Raw genomic sequence first — 19,510 nt, forward strand, 5'->3', positions numbered from 1 at the left:
GGAGTTCACACATGCAATGGGAAGTTGTGATCGGGCTGGAAATTCATACCCAGCTCGCTACCCAGTCGAAGATCTTCTCCGGCAGCGCCACCACCTTCGGCTCCGAGCCGAACACCCAGGCCAGCCTGGTTGACCTGGGAATGCCCGGCGTACTGCCGGTGCTAAACCAGGAAGCCGTGCGCATGGCCTGCATGTTCGGCCTGGCGATCGACGCCGAGATCGGCAAGCGCAACGTGTTCGCGCGCAAGAACTACTTCTACCCCGACCTGCCCAAGGGCTACCAGATCAGCCAGATGGAGCTGCCGATCGTCGGCAAGGGCCACCTGGATATCGCCCTGGAAGACGGCACCATCAAGCGCATCGGGGTTACCCGTGCGCACCTGGAAGAAGACGCCGGCAAGAGCCTGCACGAAGACTTCAGCGGCTCTACCGGCATCGACCTGAACCGTGCCGGCACGCCGCTGCTGGAAATCGTCTCCGAGCCGGACATGCGCAGCGCCAAGGAGGCCGTGGCCTACGTCAAGGCCATCCACGCCCTGGTGCGCTACCTGGGCATCTGCGACGGCAACATGGCCGAAGGCTCGCTGCGCTGCGACTGCAACGTGTCGATCCGCCCCAAGGGCCAAGCCGAGTTCGGCACCCGCTGCGAGATCAAGAACGTCAACTCGTTCCGCTTCATCGAGCGTGCGATCAACAGCGAGATCCAGCGCCAGATCGACCTGATCGAAGACGGTGGCAGGGTCATCCAGGAAACCCGCCTGTACGACCCGAACAAGGACGAGACCCGCTCCATGCGCAGCAAGGAGGAAGCCAACGACTACCGTTACTTCCCCGACCCGGACCTGCTGCCGGTGGTCATCGAGGACAGCTTCCTCGACACCATCCGTGCCGGCTTGCCCGAGCTGCCACCGCAAAAGGTCGAGCGCTTCCAGAGCCAGTACGGCCTGTCGGCCTACGACGCCAACGTGCTGGCCTCCAGCCGTGAACAGGCGGACTACTTCGAAGAAGTGGTGAAGATTGGCGGCGACGCCAAGCTGGCCGCCAACTGGGTCATGGTCGAGCTGGGCAGCCTGCTGAACAAGCTGGGTATCGAGATCGACCAGGCGCCGGTCAGTGCCGAGCAGCTCGGTGGCATGTTGCTGCGGATTCGCGACAACACCATCAGCGGCAAGATTGCCAAGACCGTGTTCGAAGCCATGGCCGCCGGTGAAGGCGATGCCGACAGCATCATCGAAAGCCGTGGCCTGAAGCAGGTTACCGACACCGGTGCAATCGAGACGATGCTCGACGAGATGCTGGCTGCCAACGCCGAACAGGTCGAACAATACCGCGCTGCCGACGAGGCCAAGCGTGGCAAGATGTTCGGCTTCTTCGTCGGCCAGGCGATGAAAGCGTCGAAGGGCAAGGCCAACCCTGGGCAAGTGAACCAATTGCTCAAAGCCAAGCTCGAAGGCTGAGCTGAAAAAAGCGGCGAGGGCTTTGCCCTCGTTCGCGGGGCCAGTCGGATCGCCGCACCGCCGCTCCCACAGGTATTGCGCAGCCCAGTAGCTGTGGGAGCGGCGGTGCGGCGATCCGACTGGCCCCGCGAACGCCGCACAGCAGCCCCAACGGCAGCACCGGAGCTTTCGACTTGCTAAAACGATCCCTCGGCACCCTCGCACTCTTCTCCCTGCTGGCCGGCTGCGCCAGCCACGACATCGACCCTCGCGGCTACAACCAGACCGGTACCGCCTCCTATTACGGCGCCCGCCACCACGGCAAACGCACGGCCAGTGGCGAGCCTTTCAACCAGCATGGCCTCACCGCCGCTCACCGCAGCCTGCCCTTCGGCAGCAAGGTGCTGGTCACCAACCTTGCCAACCAACGCAGCGTGGTGGTGCGCATCAACGACCGCGGCCCGCACACACGTGGCCGGCTGATCGACCTGTCACGCGCCGCAGCAGAAAAAATCGGCATGCTCCGTAGCGGAACGGCGCGCGTCCGGGTACAAGGTCTGAGCGACTGACCGACTGGAGCCCGACCATTTTCGACCTCGCCACCCTTCCCACCTTCAGCCTCCTGCAACTGGGCGTCGCCCTCGTGCTGCTGGCCTGCGGTGCAGAGCTACTGGTACGTGTGGCCCTGCGCCTGGCCCTGCGCCTGCACGTGCGGCCATTGATCATCGGCCTGAGCCTGGTGGCCTTCGGCAGCACCGCGCCGCAGCTCACCGTAAGCCTGCAGGCTGCCTACCAAGGCGCACCCGATGTCGCAGTCGGCAGCGTGATCGGCAGCAATATCTTCAACGTGCTGGTAATTCTCGGCCTGGCCGCGCTGATCATCCCGCTGCGCGTATCACGCCAGCTGGTGCGCCTGGATATCCCCCTGATGATCGTCGCCAGCGCGCTGGTGTATGCGCTCGCCGCCAATGGCTACCTGGGCCGCTGGGAGGGCCTGCTGCTGCTGTTGGCACTGGTGGGCTACCTGGGCATGCTCTGGCACCAATCGCGGCATTACGCCCGCACCTACCCCGCGCCCAGCGTCATCACCGTCAGCGGCGCACGCTTCTGGTCTGGCGCCCTGTTGCAGATTGCCCTCGGCCTTGGCCTGCTGAGCCTGGCCGGGCACCTGCTGCTGGAAGCCGTCGTCGAGGTAGCGACCGACCTGGGGCTGTCCGAACGCATCATCGGCCTGACCGTGGTGGCGGTCTGCACGTCGCTGCCAGAGTTGGCGGCGGCGATGATCGCCGCCCTTCGCGGCGAACGGGAGATCGCCGTGGGCACGGTGATCGGCAGCAACCTGTTCAACCTGCTGGGGGTATTGGGGCTGACTGCGCTGATCACGCCAGAGCCGCTGTCGATCTCACCCAACGCACTGGCCTTTGACTTGCCGGTGATGCTGGGTGTGGCGGCGCTAAGCCTGCCGGTGTTTTATTCGGGGTACCGGATTACCCGCGCTGAAGGCTTGGTGTTCCTTTGCCTGTACCTGGCCTATGGGCTGCATGTGGTGGCCTTCACCACCGGCATGCCACTGGCCGGGCGCCTGGAACGGCTCATGCTGTTTTATGTGCTGCCGGTGCTAGCGGTGGTGTTGCTATATACCACCGTGCGCGCCTGGCGCCGACAGCATTGAGGTGCCGTAAGGGGTAGCGTGATGGCTGCCAGGTGCATGCCTTGCGGTTTGCTGCGCCTGTGAGATCGAGCGCCGCGCGGGCGGCGCTCGATCTCACAGGCCCCACAAGGCTCAAGCCAGGCGCTTGTCAGCCCCTCACCCCTTGGCCTGCCGCGCCTTCTTCAACCGGAACGCCACCCACAGCACCGCGATCCAACCCGGAATCAACATCACCGAAATACGAATCGGCGGCGTCAGGTACATCACCACCAGAATCAGCACGATGAACGCCAGGCACAGGTAATTGGTAATCGGATGCCCCCAGCTCTGATAAAACGGGGTAATGCCCGCGCCCAGCTTGGCCTTGCGGAACTTCAGGTGGGTAATGCTGATGCTCGCCCAGTTGATCACCAGCGCCGACACCGCCAGGGCCATCAGCAAACCGAAGGCTTCCCCCGGCATCAGGTAGTTGATCAGTACGCACAGGCCGGTGGCGAACGCCGAAACGCCCAGCGCCGTCAGCGGGACGCCACTGCGGCTGACCTTGAGCAACTGACGCGGCGCATCGCCCTGGCTGGCCAGGCCGAACAGCATGCGGCTGTTGGCGTAGACACAACTGTTGTAAACCGACAGCGCAGCCGTCAACACCACGACGTTGAGGATGGTCGCCACCAGGTCGCTGTCCAGCTCATGGAAGATCATCACGAACGGGCTGCCCCCCTGCACCACCTTCTGCCATGGGTACAGCGACAGCAGCACCGCCAAGGCGCCAATGTAGAAAATCAGGATGCGGTAGACCACCTGGTTGGTGGCCTTGGGGATGCTCTGACGCGGGTTGTCCGCCTCGGCAGCGGTGATCCCCACCAGCTCCAGCCCACCGAAGGAGAACATGATCACGGCCAGGGCCATGACCAGGCCAGTGACGCCGTTAGGGAAGAAACCACCGTACTGCCACAGGTTGGCCACGCTGGCATCCGGGCCGCCATGGCCGCTGCTCAGCAGCCAGGCACCAAAGCCGATCATGCTGACGATGGCCACCACCTTGACCAGGGCGAACCAGAACTCCATCTCACCGTAGACTTTCACCTGCGTCAGGTTGATGAGGTTGATGACCACGAAGAAGATCGCCGCCGTCGCCCAAGTAGGGAAATCTGGCCACCAGTACTGCACATAGATGCCCACCGCCGTCAGCTCGGCCATGCCCACCAGCACGTACACCACCCAGTAGTTCCAGCCCGAGACGAAGCCTGCGAATTCGCTCCAGTACTGGTGGGCAAAGTGGCTGAAGCTGCCGGCGACCGGCTCTTCGACCACCATTTCGCCAAGCTGGCGCATGATGAAGAAGGCCATCAGGCCGGCAATGGCATAGCCCAGCAAAACGGAAGGTCCAGCCAGCTGAATGGTCTGGGCGATCCCCAGAAACAGCCCCGTGCCGATGGCCCCACCCAGCGCGATCAGCTGGATATGGCGGTTCTTCAACCCGCGCTGCAAGCGCTCGGGCGTGCTCTGGTCTTGCATGAAGTGTCCTTTAGCTCAGTGAGGCAGTGTTATTGCTGTTATTTGCAGTCAAGGATCTAGATCCATCCGCCCCACTGCAAGATGAAAATACCGATATTGGTGGTGATCGCCGCCATTAGCGTCGTGATCACGATGATCGAGGCAGCCAATTCATGGTTGCCATTGGCCGCCCGTGCCATCACGTAGCTGGCCGCTGCGGTAGGGCTGCCGATGTACAGGAACAGGATGCCCAGCTCGGCACCGCGGAAACCGCACAGCCAGGCACCCAACGTGCCGACCAGCGGCAACCAGACCATCTTCACCAGGCTGGCATCGATCGCCAGCCTGCCACTGTCACGCAGCGCCGCCAGCGACAGGGTACCGCCAATGCAGATCAGCGCCAGCGGCAGGGTCATCTGCGCCAGGTAGTCGCCCGAGGTGAGCAACCAGTTGGGCAGCGGCACCTGGCCGTAGGCCATGGGCGTTGCCACCAGCACGCTGAGGATCAAGGGGTTGCTGAAGATGCTCTTGCAGATGCTCCACGGGTCGGACTTGAGGTCCGGGCTGTACACCGCCAGCACCACCGCCGACAGCGAGTTGTACATGAGGATCACCAGGCCTGCCAGCACCGCCCCTAGCGAGATACCGTAGTCGCCGTACAGGCTGGCGGCCAGCGCCAGGCCGATCACGCCGTTGTTGCCGCGAAATGCGCCTTGGGTGTAGATGCCGCGGTCTGCCGGCGGGCAACGCCAGAGGGCCAGCCCCCAGGCCACGGCGAAGCCTACCAGGGTGGCAGCGACGAAATACAGGATGACGCCGGGTTTGACCGCGGCCGCCAGGTCGGCGTGGTAGATGCCCAGGAACAGCAGCGCCGGCATGCAGACATTGAACACCAGCTGCGACGCGACACGGTTGAAGTTGTCGTCGATCAAGTGGATGCGTTTGAGCAGTATGCCCATGAACAGCATGGCGAAAACGGGCGCCGTGATGTTCAGCGTCTGGATAAGAAGGGCGAGCATGCGATCCTGCAGGGAGTTGCCGTCAGGGGGCTAATGATACGTCAACGGCTGCGAGTTGCGGGGATCGGGATGCGATACAGAGAAGTGTCTGACAGCCAGGGACCTTTCGCGGGGCAAGCCCGCTCCCATGATTTGTGGGAGCGGACTTGCCCCGCGAACGGGTCAGCGCCGAACCGGTCGCTTCTGCAGCTTGCGCTGCAAGGTCCGCCGGTGCATGCCCAACGCCCGCGCCGTGGCCGAGATATTGCCTTCGTGTTCGTTCAGCACGCGCTGGATGTGCTCCCACTGCAGGCGGTCGACCGACATCGGGTTTTCCGGCACCAGGGCATCCAGGTCAGCGTGCTCGGAAAGCAGCGCCGCAAGTACATCGTCAGCATCGGCCGGCTTGCACAGGTAGTTGCAGGCACCGCGTTTGACCGCCTCGACTGCGGTGGCGATGCTCGAGTAACCGGTGAGGATCACCACCCGCATCTCCGGATCCAGCTCCAGCAGCTTGGGCAACAGCACCAACCCCGAGTCACCTTCCATCTTCAGGTCCAGCGTGGCGTAGTCCGGCAGGTCCTGCTGGGCCAGGATCAGCCCCTCCTCAGCCGAGCCTGCGGTGCTCACGCGGAACCCGCGGCGGCTCATGGCGCGCGCCATGACCCGGGTAAAGGTGGCATCGTCATCCACCAGCAGCAGGTGCGGCAGCTCTTCGCCTTCAACCTGGATATCTTCACTCATCATTCATCTCCTCGCTTGCCATGGGGCAGGCGCAGTTCGGTCAGGGTGCCACCCTGCTCATGACTATAGAGTTTCACCGAACCGCCCGCACGCGTCACGCTGGCCTTGCTCAAGAACAGGCCCAGGCCGAAGCCTTTGCCCTTGGTGGTAATAAAGGGTTTGCCAATCGCTTCGGCGATTGCCGGGGGCACACCAGGGCCATGGTCACGAATGCTGATGACAATGTCCTCGGCGTCCCAGTCCAGGCGCACCTCAAGGTCGTCCGGGCACGCGTCGGCTGCATTGTTCAGCAGGTTCAGCAGGGCCTGGGTCAGGTCAGGTGGCGGCGTCAGGCGAGGTACCTGGCCGTCCCTGAGGCGCTGGAAGCGGTAACTGGCTTCGGGCCGCATCAGGTGCCAACGGTTGAGCGCCTCGTCCAGCCAGACGGTGACGTCCTGCTCGACCATGGCCAGGCGGCGATTGGCCTCGGCGGCACGCACCAGTTGCTGCAAGGTTTCTTTGCACAGTTTGACCTGGTCCTGAAGGATCTGCAGGTCTTCCTGCAACAAAGGGTCCGGGTGGTCCTGGCGCATTTCGTTAAGCAGTACGCTCATGGTCGCCAGCGGTGTGCCCAGCTCATGGGCAGCGCCGGCGGCCTGGGTGGCCACGGCCAGCAATTGCTCATCGCGCAGGCTCTCTTCACGGCGCTCGGAGCGCAGTTGTTCCTGGCGCCGCAGCTCCTCGGCCATGCGCGCGGCAAAGAAGGTGATGACTGCGGCCGCCAGGGCGATGCTCAGCCACATGCCGTAGACCTGCATCTTGTCCCGCGCCATCGGCAGCCCTTCAAGCGGGTAGAACTGCACCAGCAGCAAGCTGTAGGCCGTCAGCGCGATGCCCGAAAGGATCAACGAATAGAGCCAGGGCAAGGTCACCGCGGCAATGGCCAGCGGCACCAGGTAATAGGAAACGAACGGGTTGGTCGAGCCGCCGGAGTAATACAGCAAGGCACTGTGGATCAACAGGTCGCAGGCAAGCTGCAGTGCATACTCAAGTTCAGTGACCGGCAGCGACAGGCGCAGGCGCAACGCGGTGAACGCACACAGGATGGACGACAGGGCCAGCGTTGCTGCCAGCGAAAACCATGGCAAGGGCAGCAGGTCAGTCCAGTAGGCGACGCCCACCGAGCCTGCCTGGGCAGCCAGGACCAGCACGCGGATGACAGTCAGGCGCCAGAGGTTCTGACGGGTAGCGGACAACGGTTGTACGTCAGCGAGCATGAGCTCTCCTGATGAGTGCTCCAGAAAATCGGCTGGAGTATACCGAAGCCGGGCGCCTCACTGCAGCGATGCGGCAAAGCGCCACACTTTGTCACAGGTGCATAGTGGCACTTTTGAACCCACTACACTGTTCCCGGTCTGATGGGCCATGCGTGGAATGGAGACCAGATCCCACGCCCTTTTATTGCCAAGGAGTCTTACATGCAAATCCCTCGTCGCGGCACTGCCCTGATCCTGTCGTGCGGGCTGCTCGCCAGCCTGCCTGCGCTGGCGGCCGAAGAGCCGCGCTACAACCAGGTATCGCTGCGTGCCGAAGTCAGCAAGGAAGTGCCGCGCGACCTGATGGTCGTGACCCTCTACAGCGAAGCGCAGAACAGCGACCCGGGCAAGCTTGCCAAAGAGATCACCGAGACCATGAACAAGGCTGTGCAGCAGTCTCGCCAGGTCAAGGACGTGAAGATCAGCCAGGGCAGCCGCAACAGCTACCCGGTGTACGACAGCAAAGGGCAAAAGATCACCGGCTGGCGTGAACGTGCCGAGCTGCGCCTGGAGAGCGCCAACTTCCCAGCCCTGTCGCAACTGACCGCCGACCTGTTGCAGGCGCTGAAAATGGGCGGCATGGACTTCTCCATCGCCCCGGCCACGCGCAAGGCCAGCGAGGACGACCTGCTCAAGGACGCCGTCAATGCCTTCAAGGCACGCGCTCAGTTGGCCACCGAGGCACTGGGGGGCAAGGGCTACAAAGTGGTCAACCTGAACCTCAACAGCAGCGGTTACCCGCGCCCTTATATGCGCAGCGCACCGATGGCCATGAAGGCTATGGCGGGTGACGAAGCGGCACCGGCGCCGGATATCGAGGCGGGCACCAGCGAAGTCAGCATGAATGCCGATGGCTTGATCGAAGTTCAGATGCCTTGAGGCACAGTGGGGCGCGTTGCGCCCCCTTCTGGCCAGCCCCACAGCAGGGCCACTTTTAGCGTTTTCAGACATCTCCTACGCACCCTGACGGTGCATGCCTACAATTCCTCCCCCTCGTAACATTCAGCAAAAAGCCATCATTTTGCCCTCGCAAACGTTTAACTTCGCCAAAAGTTATACTGATGCGACATCCATGTACGGTCGTTCCACATTTCTGGCGCCAACTATCCTTCCGAGTGTTGCATTGGGAATAGCCCCTGCATAAGTATCCTCAGGTCGGCTCACGAGGCCACCTCAATCAAAAATGACAACAATGAGGCCACCATGCTCAAACACGCAGTCATTCCGTTCCTGCTTGGCGCAGGTTTGCTCGCTGGCGCCCCCCACGCCCACGCGGCGTCCAACCTGGTGTTCTGCTCCGAAGGCAGCCCCGCCGGCTTCGACCCAGGGCAGTACACAACGGGAACCGACTTCGACGCCTCGGCCGAGACCGTGTTCAACCGCCTGACCCAGTTCGAACGTGGCGGTACCGCCGTGATTCCGGGCCTGGCGAAAAAATGGGAAGTGTCCGACGACGGCAAGGCCTACATTTTCCACCTGCGCGAAGGGGTCAAGTTCCACACCACTGACTACTTCAAGCCAAGCCGCCCGTTCGATGCCGACGACGTGCTGTTCACCTTCAACCGCATGCTCGACAAGGACCACCCGTTCCGTAAGGCCTACCCCACCGAGTTCCCCTACTTCACCGACATGGGCATGGACAAGAACATTGCCAAGCTGGAGAAAGTCGACGAACACACGGTCAAGTTCACCCTCAACGACGTCGACGCCGCGTTCATCCAGAACCTGGCGATGAGTTTCGCCTCCATTCAGTCGGCCGAGTACGCCGACCAATTGCTCAAGGGGGGCAAGGCCGCCGACCTCAACCAGAAGCCGATCGGCACCGGCCCGTTCGTGTTCAGCAAGTACCAGAAAGACGCGCAGATCCGTTTCAAGGGCAACAAGGACTACTGGAAACCCGAGGACGTGAAGATCGACAACCTGATCTTCGCCATCACCACCGATGCCTCGGTGCGCATGCAGAAGCTGAAAAAGGGCGAGTGCCAGGTCACCTTGTTTCCGCGGCCGGCGGACATCGAGCCGCTCAAGGCCGACAAGAACCTGCAGATGCCGCATCAGGCCGGCTTCAACCTCGGTTACATCGCCTACAACGTGATGGACAAGATCAAGGGCAGCGACGCACCCAACCCCATGGCCAAGCTCGAAGTGCGCCAGGCACTGGACATGGCGGTGGACAAGAAGAAGATCATCGAATCGGTTTACCAGGGTGCCGGTCAGTTGGCGGTAAACGGCATGCCGCCCACCCAGTGGTCCTATGACGACAGTATCAAGGACGCCACCTACGACCCGGAAAAGGCCAAACAGCTGCTCAAGCAAGCCGGCATCAAGGAAGGCACCGAGATCACCCTGTGGGCCATGCCGGTGCAACGCCCGTACAACCCAAATGCCAAGCTGATGGCTGAAATGCTGCAAGCCGACTGGGCAAAGATCGGCATCAAGGCAAAAATCGTCAGCTATGAATGGGGCGAGTACATCAAGCGCTCAAAAGGCGGCGAACAAGGCGCCATGCTGATTGGCTGGAGCGGCGACAACGGTGACCCGGACAACTGGCTGGGCACCCTGTACGGCTGCGATGCCGTCGACGGCAACAACTTCTCCAAGTGGTGCTACAAGCCTTACGACGACCTGATCAAGCAGGCCAAGGCCACCTCGGACCAGGCCAAGCGCACCGAGCTGTACCAGCAGGCGCAGCACATCCTCAAGGAGCAGGTGCCGATCACCCCGATCGCCCACTCCACCGTGTACCAGCCCATGAGCGCCAAGGTGAAGGACTTCAAGATCAGCCCGTTCGCGTTGAACGCCTTCTACGGCGTCAGCGTGGACAAATAGGGTAGATCCCGGCACCCGCCAGGCGGCGGGTGCCAGCCCCACCAGATCCGATCACAGCATACCGCCCCGCCGCCATCCGCAGCGGGATCGGCGAACTGTTGCCGCCATTCGTACCCCGAGCCGGCGAAACAGACCAACAAGGACTTGCCATGCGCCCTGCCACCCCCCTTTCGACCCTGCTCGCGCTGGGCCTGATAAGCCTCTCCCCGGCCCTGCTCGCAAAAAACCTGGTGTTCTGCTCCGAAGGCAGCCCGGCCGGCTTCGACACGGCACAGTACACCAGCGCCACCGACAACGACGCCGCCGAACCGCTGTACAACCGCCTGGTCGAGTTCGAGCGCGGTGGCACGGCGGTGCAGCCGGCCCTGGCCACCCAATGGGACGTGTCTGACGATGGGCTGCGCTACACCTTCCACCTGCGTGAGGGGGTGAAGTTCCACGCCAACAAGGCGTTCAGCCCCAGCCGCGACTTCAATGCCGACGACGTGCTGTTCACCTTCAACCGCATGCTCGACAAGGGCCACCCGTTCCGTCAGGCCTACCCCACCGAATTCCCCTACTTCGTCAGCATGGGCCTGGACAAGAACATCGCCCGCCTCGAAAAGACCGGGCCGCTGACCGTGATGTTCACCCTGAACAAGGTCGACGCCGCCTTCGTGCAGAACCTGGCCATGAGCTTCGCCTCGGTGCTGTCCGCCGAGTACGCCGAGCACTTGATGGCCAACGGACGCCCCAGCGACATCAACCAGCAGCCCATCGGCACCGGACCGTTCGTGTTCCAGCGCTACCAGAAGGATTCGCAGATCCGCTTCAAGGGCAACAAGGCGTACTGGGCGCCGGGCCAGGTGAAAATCGACAACCTGGTGTTTTCGATCAACATCGACCCCTCGGTACGTATCCAGAAGCTGCGGCGCAACGAATGCCAGGTCACCCTGCACCCGCGCCCCGCCGACCTGCCGGCGCTCAAGGCCGATAACAAACTCGAAGTGCTGCAGCAACCTGGCTTCAACCTCGGCTACATCGCCTACAACACCCAGCACCCGCCGTTCGACCGCCTGCAAGTGCGCCAGGCCATGGACATGGCGGTGAACAAGCAGGCGATCCTTCAGGCGGTGTATCAGGACTCCGGGCAGCGCGCAGTCAACGCCATGCCACCGACCCAGTGGTCCTATGACGACAGCCTTGAGGACGCGCCCTTCGACCCGCAAAAAGCCAAGCAACTGCTCAGGCAGGCCGGGGTCAAGGAAGGCACCGAAGTCACCCTGTGGGCCATGCCCGTGCAGCGCCCCTACAACCCAAATGCCAAGCTCATGGCCGAGATGCTCCAGGCCGACTGGAGCAAGCTTGGCTTCAAGGTACGTATCGTCAGCTACGAGTGGGGTGAATACCTCAAGCGCATGAAAAGCGGCGAGCACGACATTGCCCTGATCGGCTGGACCGGTGACAACGGCGACCCCGACAACTGGCTCGGCACCCTCTACAACTGCGACGCCATCGGCAGCAACAACTACTCCCGGTGGTGCGACCCGCAGTACGACAGCCTGGTCAAGCAAGCCAAGCAGGTGACCGACCGCGAACAACGCACCGCCCTCTACCGGCAGGCCCAGCAGCGGCTCAAGCAACAGGTGCCAATCACCCCGGTGGCGCACTCCACGGTGAACCAGCCGATCAGCATCAAGGTTGCCGATTTCAAGGTCAGCCCCTTTGGCCGCAACAATTTTTCCGGTGTGAGTGTTGATTAGGCACTAGACGCTACAAACAACACCCCTCCCCTGATTAGCCCGGCAACCCCGGGCAACTCTGGCAACACCGCAGCAACACGCCCGGCTCACAAGGCCGGTAATAACTAGAAAAAGGAAAGGGAGTTTTCACCTTGAGACTATTCACCTCAACCGCACTGGCATTGACCCTCGGCAGCGTCTGCTCCGTGGCCGAAGCCGAACCCCAAAGCCAGGCCTACGTCCCACTCAGCCTCAAGACCAGCAGTGAACAAGACCAGGCGACCGGCTTCATCGACGGCCAAAGCGTCTCTGGCAGCACTCGTAACTGGTATGCCCGCGAGCGCGCCACCCGCGCCCCGCTCTGGAAGTACTACAAGCGCGACGGTACTCGCCACGACACCCACAGCCGCGAGAACTGGCTGCAGGGCACCATCCTCAACTACAGCTCGGGCTTTACCCAAGGCACCGTCGGTATTGCCGTCGAAGCCGCCGGCTATAATGCCATTGCCCTGCAACAGAGCCGCGAGGCAATCGCCGGGCCCAACAACCGCACGCTGACCCACAGCGACGGCGACCCCGTGGGCCAGTGGAGCAAGCTGGGCCTGGGCAACATCAAGGCCCGCGTGTCCAACACCACGCTCACTCTCGGCCGCCAGTCGGTGGACACGCCGATGATCGCCTACATTGGCAACCGCGCCCTGCCATCGAGCTTCCAGGGCGCCTTCCTGCACAGCGCCGAATTCGACAACCTGTCGTTCGACCTGGGCACCTTCGACCGCGTCTCGCCCCGAACCGAACAAAGCCTCAGCAAGTTCCGCTCCGAGTACGGCGCCGCCGGCGTCGAGACCGACCGCGCCAGCACTGCCGGGGTCAACTACCAGCCGTTCAAAAGCCTGAGCACCAGCCTGTACGCCACCAAGGTCGACGACTTCTGGAACCAGTACTACTTCGGCGCCAACCACGTGCTGGGCGACAGCGCCGTGCTCAGCCTGAGCACCGGCCTGAACTACTACAAGACCGTGGATGCAGGCAGCAAGAAGATGGGCGAGATCGACAACGACACTTACAGCCTGTCGCTCGCCCTCACCCACCAGGCCCACACCCTCAGCGCGTCATGGCAACAGGTCAACGGCAACGAGTACTTCGACTACCTGCACGAAACCAACGGCATCTACCTGGCCAACTCGCTGCTCTCGGACTTCAACGGCCCGAACGAGAAATCGCTGCAGCTTTCCTATGTGCTGAACATGGCGCCGTATGGCGTGCCGGGCCTCAAGTTCAACCTGTACAACGCCCGCGGCTGGGGCATCGATGGCACCCATTACCGGGGCACTGCCTATGACGTCAACGGCATGGACGGCGAGACCCACTACGAGTGGGGCATCGGCACCAGCTACGCCGTGCAGAGCGGCCCGCTGAAGGACACCAGTATCCGCGCCACCTACACCGCGCACCGCGCCAGCAAGGCGCAGGCCGATGGCAGCCTGGACGAGTTCCGCCTGGTGACCACCATTCCGTTCAACATCCTCTGACCGATGACGCCACGGCCTGCCTCACCCACTGAAAAAAACAGGCCGTGGCGGCTACGCTGGAATCAATGCTTGCAGGGAGTACTCATGAAATCGCTACCGCTCCACGCTGCCTTGGCAGCGCTCATCCTGGGCAGCGCCGCGCCGCTTGCGGCCAAGCCGCTGGTGGTGTGTACCGAAGCCAGCCCCGAGGGTTTCGACGTCGTCCAGTACACCACCGCCGTGACGTTCGATGCCTCGTCCGAAACGCTGTTCAATCGCCTGGTCGATTTCACACCTGGGACTACCGACATCCAGCCAGCCCTGGCCGAGCGCTGGGACATCTCAGCCGATGGCCTGACCTACACCTTCCACCTACGCCAGGGGGTGAAGTTCCACACCACCGACTACTTCACCCCTACCCGCGACTTCAATGCCGATGACGTGCTGTGGAGCCTGCGCCGCCAACTCGACCCGCAACACCCCTGGCACGACAAGACCAGCGTCGGCTATCCATATTTCGAAAGCATGGCCTTTGGCAAATTACTCAAGTCGGTGGACAAGACCGACGATCGCACCGTGGTCATCACCCTGACCCGCCCTGAAGCACCGTTTCTGCGCGACATGGCCATGGGCTTCACCTCGATCTACTCCGCCGAGTACGGCGACCAGTTGCTCAAGGCTGGCAAGACCGGCGACCTCAACAGCAAGCCGATCGGCACCGGCCCGTTCATCTTCCAGCGCTACAACAAGGACGCCCAGGTACGCTACAAGCCCAACCCGGACTATTTCCGTGGCAAGCCACCGGCCGATGCCCTGATTTTCGCCATCGCCAACGACAGCAACGTACGCCTGCAAAAGCTGCGCGCCAACGAATGCCAGGTGGCGCTGTACCCCAAGCCTGAGGACGTGCCGTCGATCAAGGCCGACCCCAAGCTCAAGGTGGCCAATACCGAAGCACTGGTCACCGGCTACATCGCCATGAACACCGAACACAAATACCTCAGCGATGTGCGTGTGCGCAAAGCCATCAACATGGCCTTCGACCGCCAGGCCCACGTCAACCAGCTGTTCGGCAAAGGCAATGCCGTGGTCGGCATCAACCCCTATCCGCCGAGCATGATCGGCTTCAACCGCGACAACCAAAACCCACCGCGCGACCTCGACCAGGCACGTGCGCTGCTCAAACAGGCCGGTGTGCCAGACGGTACGGTCATCACCCTGTTCACCCGCAGCGGCGGTGGCCCGACCAACCCCAACCCACGGCTGTCGGCGGAAATGCTCCAGGCCGACCTGGCCAAGGTCGGCATCAAGCTCGACATTCGCGTCATGGAGTGGGCAGAGATGCTGCGCCGGGCCAAAAAAGGCGAGGCCGACCTGGTTTCCACAGGCTGGGCAAGCGACAACGGCGACCCGGACAATTTCCTCACCCCGCTGCTCAGTTGCGAGGCGGCGAAAAATGGCGAGAACTACGCACGCTGGTGCAACTCGAAATTCCAGGCGCTGATCAACCAGGCCCGTCAGGTGACCGACAACGGCGAGCGGGCAAGGCTCTATAGCGAGGCATTGAAGGTGTACGATGACGACCAACCCTGGATCAGCATGGCCCACCCCAAGATATTTACCGCCATGCGTGAGAACGTGGAGGGTTACGTGATCAACCCTCTGACCAACAACAACTTCGCCACCACCAAGGTGAAGTAGAAAAACAACGACCGCTGGCAGCCCACACGGGGACCAGCGGCACTGCCGTACAACGGCTGATGAGGTAACCCCGACAATGTTGAGTTTTATTGCCCGGCGCCTGGGCCTGCTGATCCCGACCTTTTTCGGTATCACCTTGCTGACCTTCGCGCTCATACGCCTGATCCCCGGCGACCCGGTGGAAGTGATGATGGGCGAGCGCAGGGTCGACCCCGAAATGCACGCCCAGGCCATGGAGCGCCTGGGCCTGAACAAGCCGCTGCCGGTCCAGTACCTGGACTATGTGGGCAAGCTCGCCCAGGGTGACCTGGGTGAATCGCTGCGCACCCGCGAAAGCGTGTGGACCGAATTCCTCACCCTGTTCCCCGCCACCTTGGAGCTGGCCTTTGCCGCGCTGCTGTTCGCCGGCATCGTCGGGTTGCTGGCCGGGGTGATCGCCGCGCTCAAGCGCGGCTCGCTGTTCGATCACGGGGTCATGGGCATTTCGCTCGCCGGGTACTCCATGCCGATCTTCTGGTGGGGGCTGATCCTGATCATGTTCTTCTCGGTCAGCCTGGGCTGGACGCCGGTGTCCGGGCGCATCGACCTGCTCTACGACATCGAGCCGAAAACCGGTTTCATGTTGATCGATACCCTGCTCAGCGACGAAGAGGGCGCGTTCAAGGACGCCGTGATGCACCTGATCCTGCCGGCCATCGTGCTGGGCACCATTCCGCTGGCGGTGATCGCCCGCATGACCCGCTCGTCGATGCTCGAAGTGCTGCGCGAAGACTACATCCGCACCGCCCGCGCCAAGGGCCTGTCGCCGGCCCGCGTGGTGTTCGTGCACGGCCTGCGCAATGCGCTGATCCCGGTGCTCACTGTATTCGGCCTGCAGGTCGGCACGTTGCTGGCCGGTGCGGTGCTTACCGAAACCATCTTTTCCTGGCCGGGCATCGGCAAGTGGCTGATCGAAGCCATCGGTGCCCGTGACTACCCCGTGGTCCAGAACGGCATCCTCTTGATCGCCTGCCTGGTGATTCTGGTCAACTTCGTCGTGGACATCCTCTACGGCCTGGCCAACCCACGCATCCGTCATCAGCGCTGAGGCCCCCGCCATGACCAGTCCACTTGCAAAACCCGTCACACCGGCCAGCCCGGTGGACCAAAGCCTGCTCTACCCCTCGCCGTACAAGGAATTCTGGCACGCCTTCTCGCGCAACAAGGGCGCGGTGATGGGCCTGGCCTTCATGTGCCTGGTGGTGTTCTGCGCCCTGTTCGCCCCCTGGGTCGCCCCGCATGACCCGAGCGAGCAGTACCGCGACTTCCTGCTGACCCCACCGGTGTGGCTCGAAGGGGGTACCTGGCAATTCATCCTCGGTACCGACGAGCTGGGTCGCGACCTGCTGTCGCGGTTGATCCAGGGTGCCCGGCTGTCATTGCTGATCGGCTTGTCGTCGGTGGTGATTTCGCTGATCCCGGGGATTCTGCTGGGCCTGCTGGCCGGCTTCTTCCCGCACTTGCTCGGCCCCTCGATCATGCGCCTGATGGACGTGATGCTGGCCCTGCCGTCGCTGTTGCTGGCGGTGGCCATCGTCGCCATCCTAGGCCCCGGCCTGCTCAACACGGTGATCGCCATCGCCATCGTCTCGCTGCCCGCCTATGTGCGCCTGACCCGCGCCGCAGTGATGGGTGAACTGAACCGCGACTACGTCACCGCCGCCCGCCTGGCCGGTGCCAGCCTGCCGCGCCTGATGTTCGTCACTGTGCTGCCCAACTGCATGGCGCCGTTGATCGTGCAGGCCACCTTGAGTTTCTCTTCGGCGATCCTCGACGCCGCGGCCCTGGGTTTCCTGGGCCTGGGCGTGCAACCGCCAACGCCCGAGTGGGGCACCATGCTGGCCTCGGCCCGCGACTACATCGAACGCGCCTGGTGGGTGGTCAGCCTGCCTGGGGTGACCATTCTGCTCAGCGTGCTGGCAATCAACCTGATGGGCGACGGACTGCGTGATGCGCTGGACCCGAAACTCAAGAACGCCGCCTGAGGAGAACGCCATGTCACTGTTGCAGATCAACAACCTCAACGTGCGCTTCGGCGACGCCAACGCGGTACCCGTGGTCGACGGCCTGGACCTGGCAGTGGATGCCGGCGAGATCCTGGCCATCGTCGGCGAATCCGGCTCGGGCAAATCGGTCACCATGATGGCCTTGATGGGGCTGATCGACGCCCCCGGGCGCATCACCGCCGACACCCTGACGTTCAACGGCACCAACATGCTCAAGCTCAGCGGCCGGCAGCGGCGCAAGGTGGTGGGCAAGGACATCGCCATGGTCTTCCAGGACCCGATGACCGCGCTCAACCCAAGCTACACCGTAGGTTTTCAGATCGAGGAAGTACTGCGCCAGCACCTGGGCCTGAAGGGCAAGGCGGCGCGCCAGCGTGCCCTGGAGCTGCTGAAAAAAGTCGAGATCCCGGCCGCAGAAAGCCGCCTGGACGCTTACCCGCACCAATTGTCCGGCGGTATGAGCCAGCGCGTGGCGATTGCCATGGCGATTGCCGGGGAACCCAAGCTGCTGATCGCCGATGAGCCGACCACGGCCCTGGATGTCACCATCCAGGCGCAGATCATGGAGCTGTTGGTGAACCTGCAGAAGGAGCGCAACATGGCGCTCATCCTGATCACCCATGACCTGGCCGTGGTGGCCGAAACCGCGCGACGTGTCTGTGTGATGTACGCAGGCCAGGCCGTGGAAGTGGGCCAGGTGCCTGAGCTGTTCGACGTGCCAGCGCACCCCTACAGCGAAGCGCTGCTGGCGGCGATCCCCGAGCACAGCCTGGGTGCCGAGCGCCTGGCGACGTTGCCCGGCATCGTCCCCGGTCGCTATGACCGGCCACAAGGCTGCCTGCTGTCGCCGCGCTGCCCCTACGTGCAGGATAACTGCCGGCAACAGCGCCCCCCCCTCGCCCCCCAGGCACATAGCCTGGTGCGTTGTTTCTACCCGCTGAACCAGGAGGTGGCGTGATGGCCGTCGTACTCACTGCCCGCGAGCTGACTCGCCATTACGAAGTGTCCCGTGGCCTGTTCAAGGGCCACGCCCTGGTGCGCGCGCTCAATGGCGTGTCGTTCGAACTGGAGGCCGGCAAGACCCTGGCCGTGGTCGGCGAGTCCGGCTGCGGCAAGTCGACCCTGGCCCGCGCGCTGACCTTGATCGAAGAGCCCTCGTCCGGCTCGCTGCAGATCGCCGGCACCGAGGTCAAGGGCGCCAGCAAGGCCGAACGCAAGCAACTTCGCCGTGACGTGCAGATGGTCTTCCAGAGCCCTTATGCCTCGCTGAACCCGCGGCAGAAGATCGGCGACCAGTTGGCCGAGCCGCTGTTGATCAACACCTCGTTGAGCAAGGCCGAGCGGCGCGAGAAAGTGCAGAAGATGATGGAGCAGGTCGGCCTGCGGCCCGAGCATTACCAGCGTTACCCGCACATGTTCTCGGGCGGCCAGCGCCAGCGTATCGCCCTGGCCCGGGCGATGATGCTACAGCCCAAGGTGCTGGTGGCGGACGAGCCGACCTCGGCGCTGGACGTGTCGATCCAGGCACAGGTGCTGAACCTGTTCATGGACCTGCAGAAGGAATTCAATACAGCCTATGTATTCATCTCGCACAACCTCGCCGTGGTGCGGCATGTGGCGGACCACGTGTTGGTGATGTACCTGGGGCGGCCGGCGGAGATGGGGCCTAAGGCGGACATCTACGAGAAGCCGCTGCATCCTTATACACAGGCATTGCTGTCGGCAACGCCGGCGATCCACCCCGACCCGTTGAAACCGAAGATCAGGATTGTCGGTGAGCTGCCCAACCCATTGAATCCGCCAGATGGGTGTGCCTTTCACAAGCGCTGCCCGTATGCGACGGAACGGTGTGGGAAGGAGGTGCCAGCGTTTCGGCAGGTGGGGACGCGGCAGGTGGCGTGCCACTATGCGGAGCAGTTTCTCTAGATCGGTGTGAGTTTTTTCGCGGGGCAAGCCCGCTCCCCCCTGTACCTCGCCTGGTTGGGACATGCGAGGTACCTGTGGGAGCGGGCTTGCCCCGCGAAGGGGCGCAAAGCGCCCCCAAGAATCTCAATGCATGAATATCGCAATCAGGATAATCAC

Annotated in this window: 16 protein-coding genes; 12 read left to right on the top strand and 4 right to left on the bottom strand. The window is 63.0% G+C overall.

From position 1 onward, the window contains the following. Positions 1 to 11 precede the first annotated feature (11 nt). The 3 genes from gatB to PC358_RS16255 all read left to right on the top strand — a co-directional run bounded on the left by gatB (position 12) and on the right by PC358_RS16255 (position 3,108). Positions 12 to 1,457: an Asp-tRNA(Asn)/Glu-tRNA(Gln) amidotransferase subunit GatB gene (gatB, locus tag PC358_RS16245; protein WP_033701124.1), complete on the top strand. Its 1,446-nt coding sequence runs from the start codon at positions 12 to 14 to the stop codon at positions 1,455 to 1,457. A gap of 173 nt (positions 1,458 to 1,630) precedes the next feature. Further along, positions 1,631 to 2,005, top strand: a complete 375-nt coding sequence (locus PC358_RS16250; protein ID WP_033701125.1) for a septal ring lytic transglycosylase RlpA family protein — start codon at positions 1,631 to 1,633, stop codon at positions 2,003 to 2,005. Between the two features lie 59 nt (positions 2,006 to 2,064). Continuing rightward, a complete protein-coding gene (locus tag PC358_RS16255) occupies positions 2,065 to 3,108 on the top strand; it encodes a calcium/sodium antiporter (protein ID WP_033701126.1) in 1,044 nt (347 codons plus the stop codon). A 135-nt stretch (positions 3,109 to 3,243) separates the two neighbouring features. On the opposite strand, the gene PC358_RS16260 is transcribed toward PC358_RS16255, so the two are convergent. The 4 genes from PC358_RS16260 to PC358_RS16275 form a co-directional block, all read right to left on the bottom strand. Continuing rightward, a complete protein-coding gene (locus PC358_RS16260) occupies positions 3,244 to 4,605 on the bottom strand; it encodes an amino acid permease (RefSeq protein ID WP_033701127.1) in 1,362 nt (453 codons plus the stop codon). Between the two features lie 56 nt (positions 4,606 to 4,661). Next, on the bottom strand, positions 4,662 to 5,603 hold the full coding sequence (locus tag PC358_RS16265) for an AEC family transporter (RefSeq protein ID WP_033701128.1): 942 nt from the start codon (positions 5,601 to 5,603) through the stop codon (positions 4,662 to 4,664). Positions 5,604 to 5,765: 162 nt separating this feature from the next. Then, on the bottom strand, positions 5,766 to 6,326 hold the full coding sequence (locus PC358_RS16270) for a response regulator transcription factor (RefSeq protein ID WP_033701129.1): 561 nt from the start codon (positions 6,324 to 6,326) through the stop codon (positions 5,766 to 5,768). After that, entirely contained in the window at positions 6,326 to 7,582 is a 1,257-nt protein-coding gene (locus tag PC358_RS16275; protein WP_033701130.1) for an ATP-binding protein, read from the bottom strand. Before PC358_RS16275 ends, PC358_RS16270 begins: the two co-directional genes overlap by 1 nt. A 201-nt stretch (positions 7,583 to 7,783) precedes the next feature. Between PC358_RS16275 and PC358_RS16280 the strand changes: the two genes are divergently transcribed. The 9 genes from PC358_RS16280 (at position 7,784) to PC358_RS16320 (ending at position 19,354) form a co-directional block, all read left to right on the top strand. Beyond that, a complete protein-coding gene (locus tag PC358_RS16280; RefSeq protein WP_033701131.1) occupies positions 7,784 to 8,500 on the top strand; it encodes an SIMPL domain-containing protein in 717 nt (238 codons plus the stop codon). Between the two features lie 324 nt (positions 8,501 to 8,824). Continuing rightward, positions 8,825 to 10,450 carry an ABC transporter substrate-binding protein gene (locus PC358_RS16285; protein WP_033701132.1) on the top strand — a complete coding sequence of 542 codons (1,626 nt, stop codon included), beginning with the start codon at positions 8,825 to 8,827 and terminating at the stop codon, positions 10,448 to 10,450. A gap of 149 nt (positions 10,451 to 10,599) precedes the next feature. Continuing rightward, complete coding sequence (locus PC358_RS16290) at positions 10,600 to 12,192, top strand: ABC transporter substrate-binding protein (RefSeq protein WP_033701133.1); 1,593 nt, start codon at positions 10,600 to 10,602, stop codon at positions 12,190 to 12,192. A 131-nt stretch (positions 12,193 to 12,323) separates the two neighbouring features. Next, on the top strand, positions 12,324 to 13,703 hold the full coding sequence (locus PC358_RS16295; protein WP_033701134.1) for an OprD family porin: 1,380 nt from the start codon (positions 12,324 to 12,326) through the stop codon (positions 13,701 to 13,703). An 84-nt stretch (positions 13,704 to 13,787) separates the two neighbouring features. After that, positions 13,788 to 15,383, top strand: a complete 1,596-nt coding sequence (locus tag PC358_RS16300; RefSeq protein WP_033701136.1) for an ABC transporter substrate-binding protein — start codon at positions 13,788 to 13,790, stop codon at positions 15,381 to 15,383. Positions 15,384 to 15,459: 76 nt separating this feature from the next. Then, positions 15,460 to 16,470 carry an ABC transporter permease subunit gene (locus tag PC358_RS16305; RefSeq protein ID WP_016485006.1) on the top strand — a complete coding sequence of 337 codons (1,011 nt, stop codon included), beginning with the start codon at positions 15,460 to 15,462 and terminating at the stop codon, positions 16,468 to 16,470. A gap of 10 nt (positions 16,471 to 16,480) precedes the next feature. Then, on the top strand, positions 16,481 to 17,407 hold the full coding sequence (locus PC358_RS16310; protein ID WP_033701137.1) for an ABC transporter permease subunit: 927 nt from the start codon (positions 16,481 to 16,483) through the stop codon (positions 17,405 to 17,407). Between the two features lie 10 nt (positions 17,408 to 17,417). Beyond that, complete coding sequence (locus PC358_RS16315; protein ID WP_033701138.1) at positions 17,418 to 18,386, top strand: ABC transporter ATP-binding protein; 969 nt, start codon at positions 17,418 to 17,420, stop codon at positions 18,384 to 18,386. Continuing rightward, positions 18,386 to 19,354, top strand: a complete 969-nt coding sequence (locus PC358_RS16320) for a peptide ABC transporter ATP-binding protein (protein ID WP_033701139.1) — start codon at positions 18,386 to 18,388, stop codon at positions 19,352 to 19,354. Before PC358_RS16315 ends, PC358_RS16320 begins: the two co-directional genes overlap by 1 nt. Positions 19,355 to 19,510 lie beyond the last annotated feature (156 nt).

Origin of the sequence: Pseudomonas capeferrum (assembly GCF_000731675.1) — a bacterium.
Taxonomy (GTDB): Bacteria; Pseudomonadota; Gammaproteobacteria; order Pseudomonadales; family Pseudomonadaceae; genus Aquipseudomonas; species Aquipseudomonas capeferrum.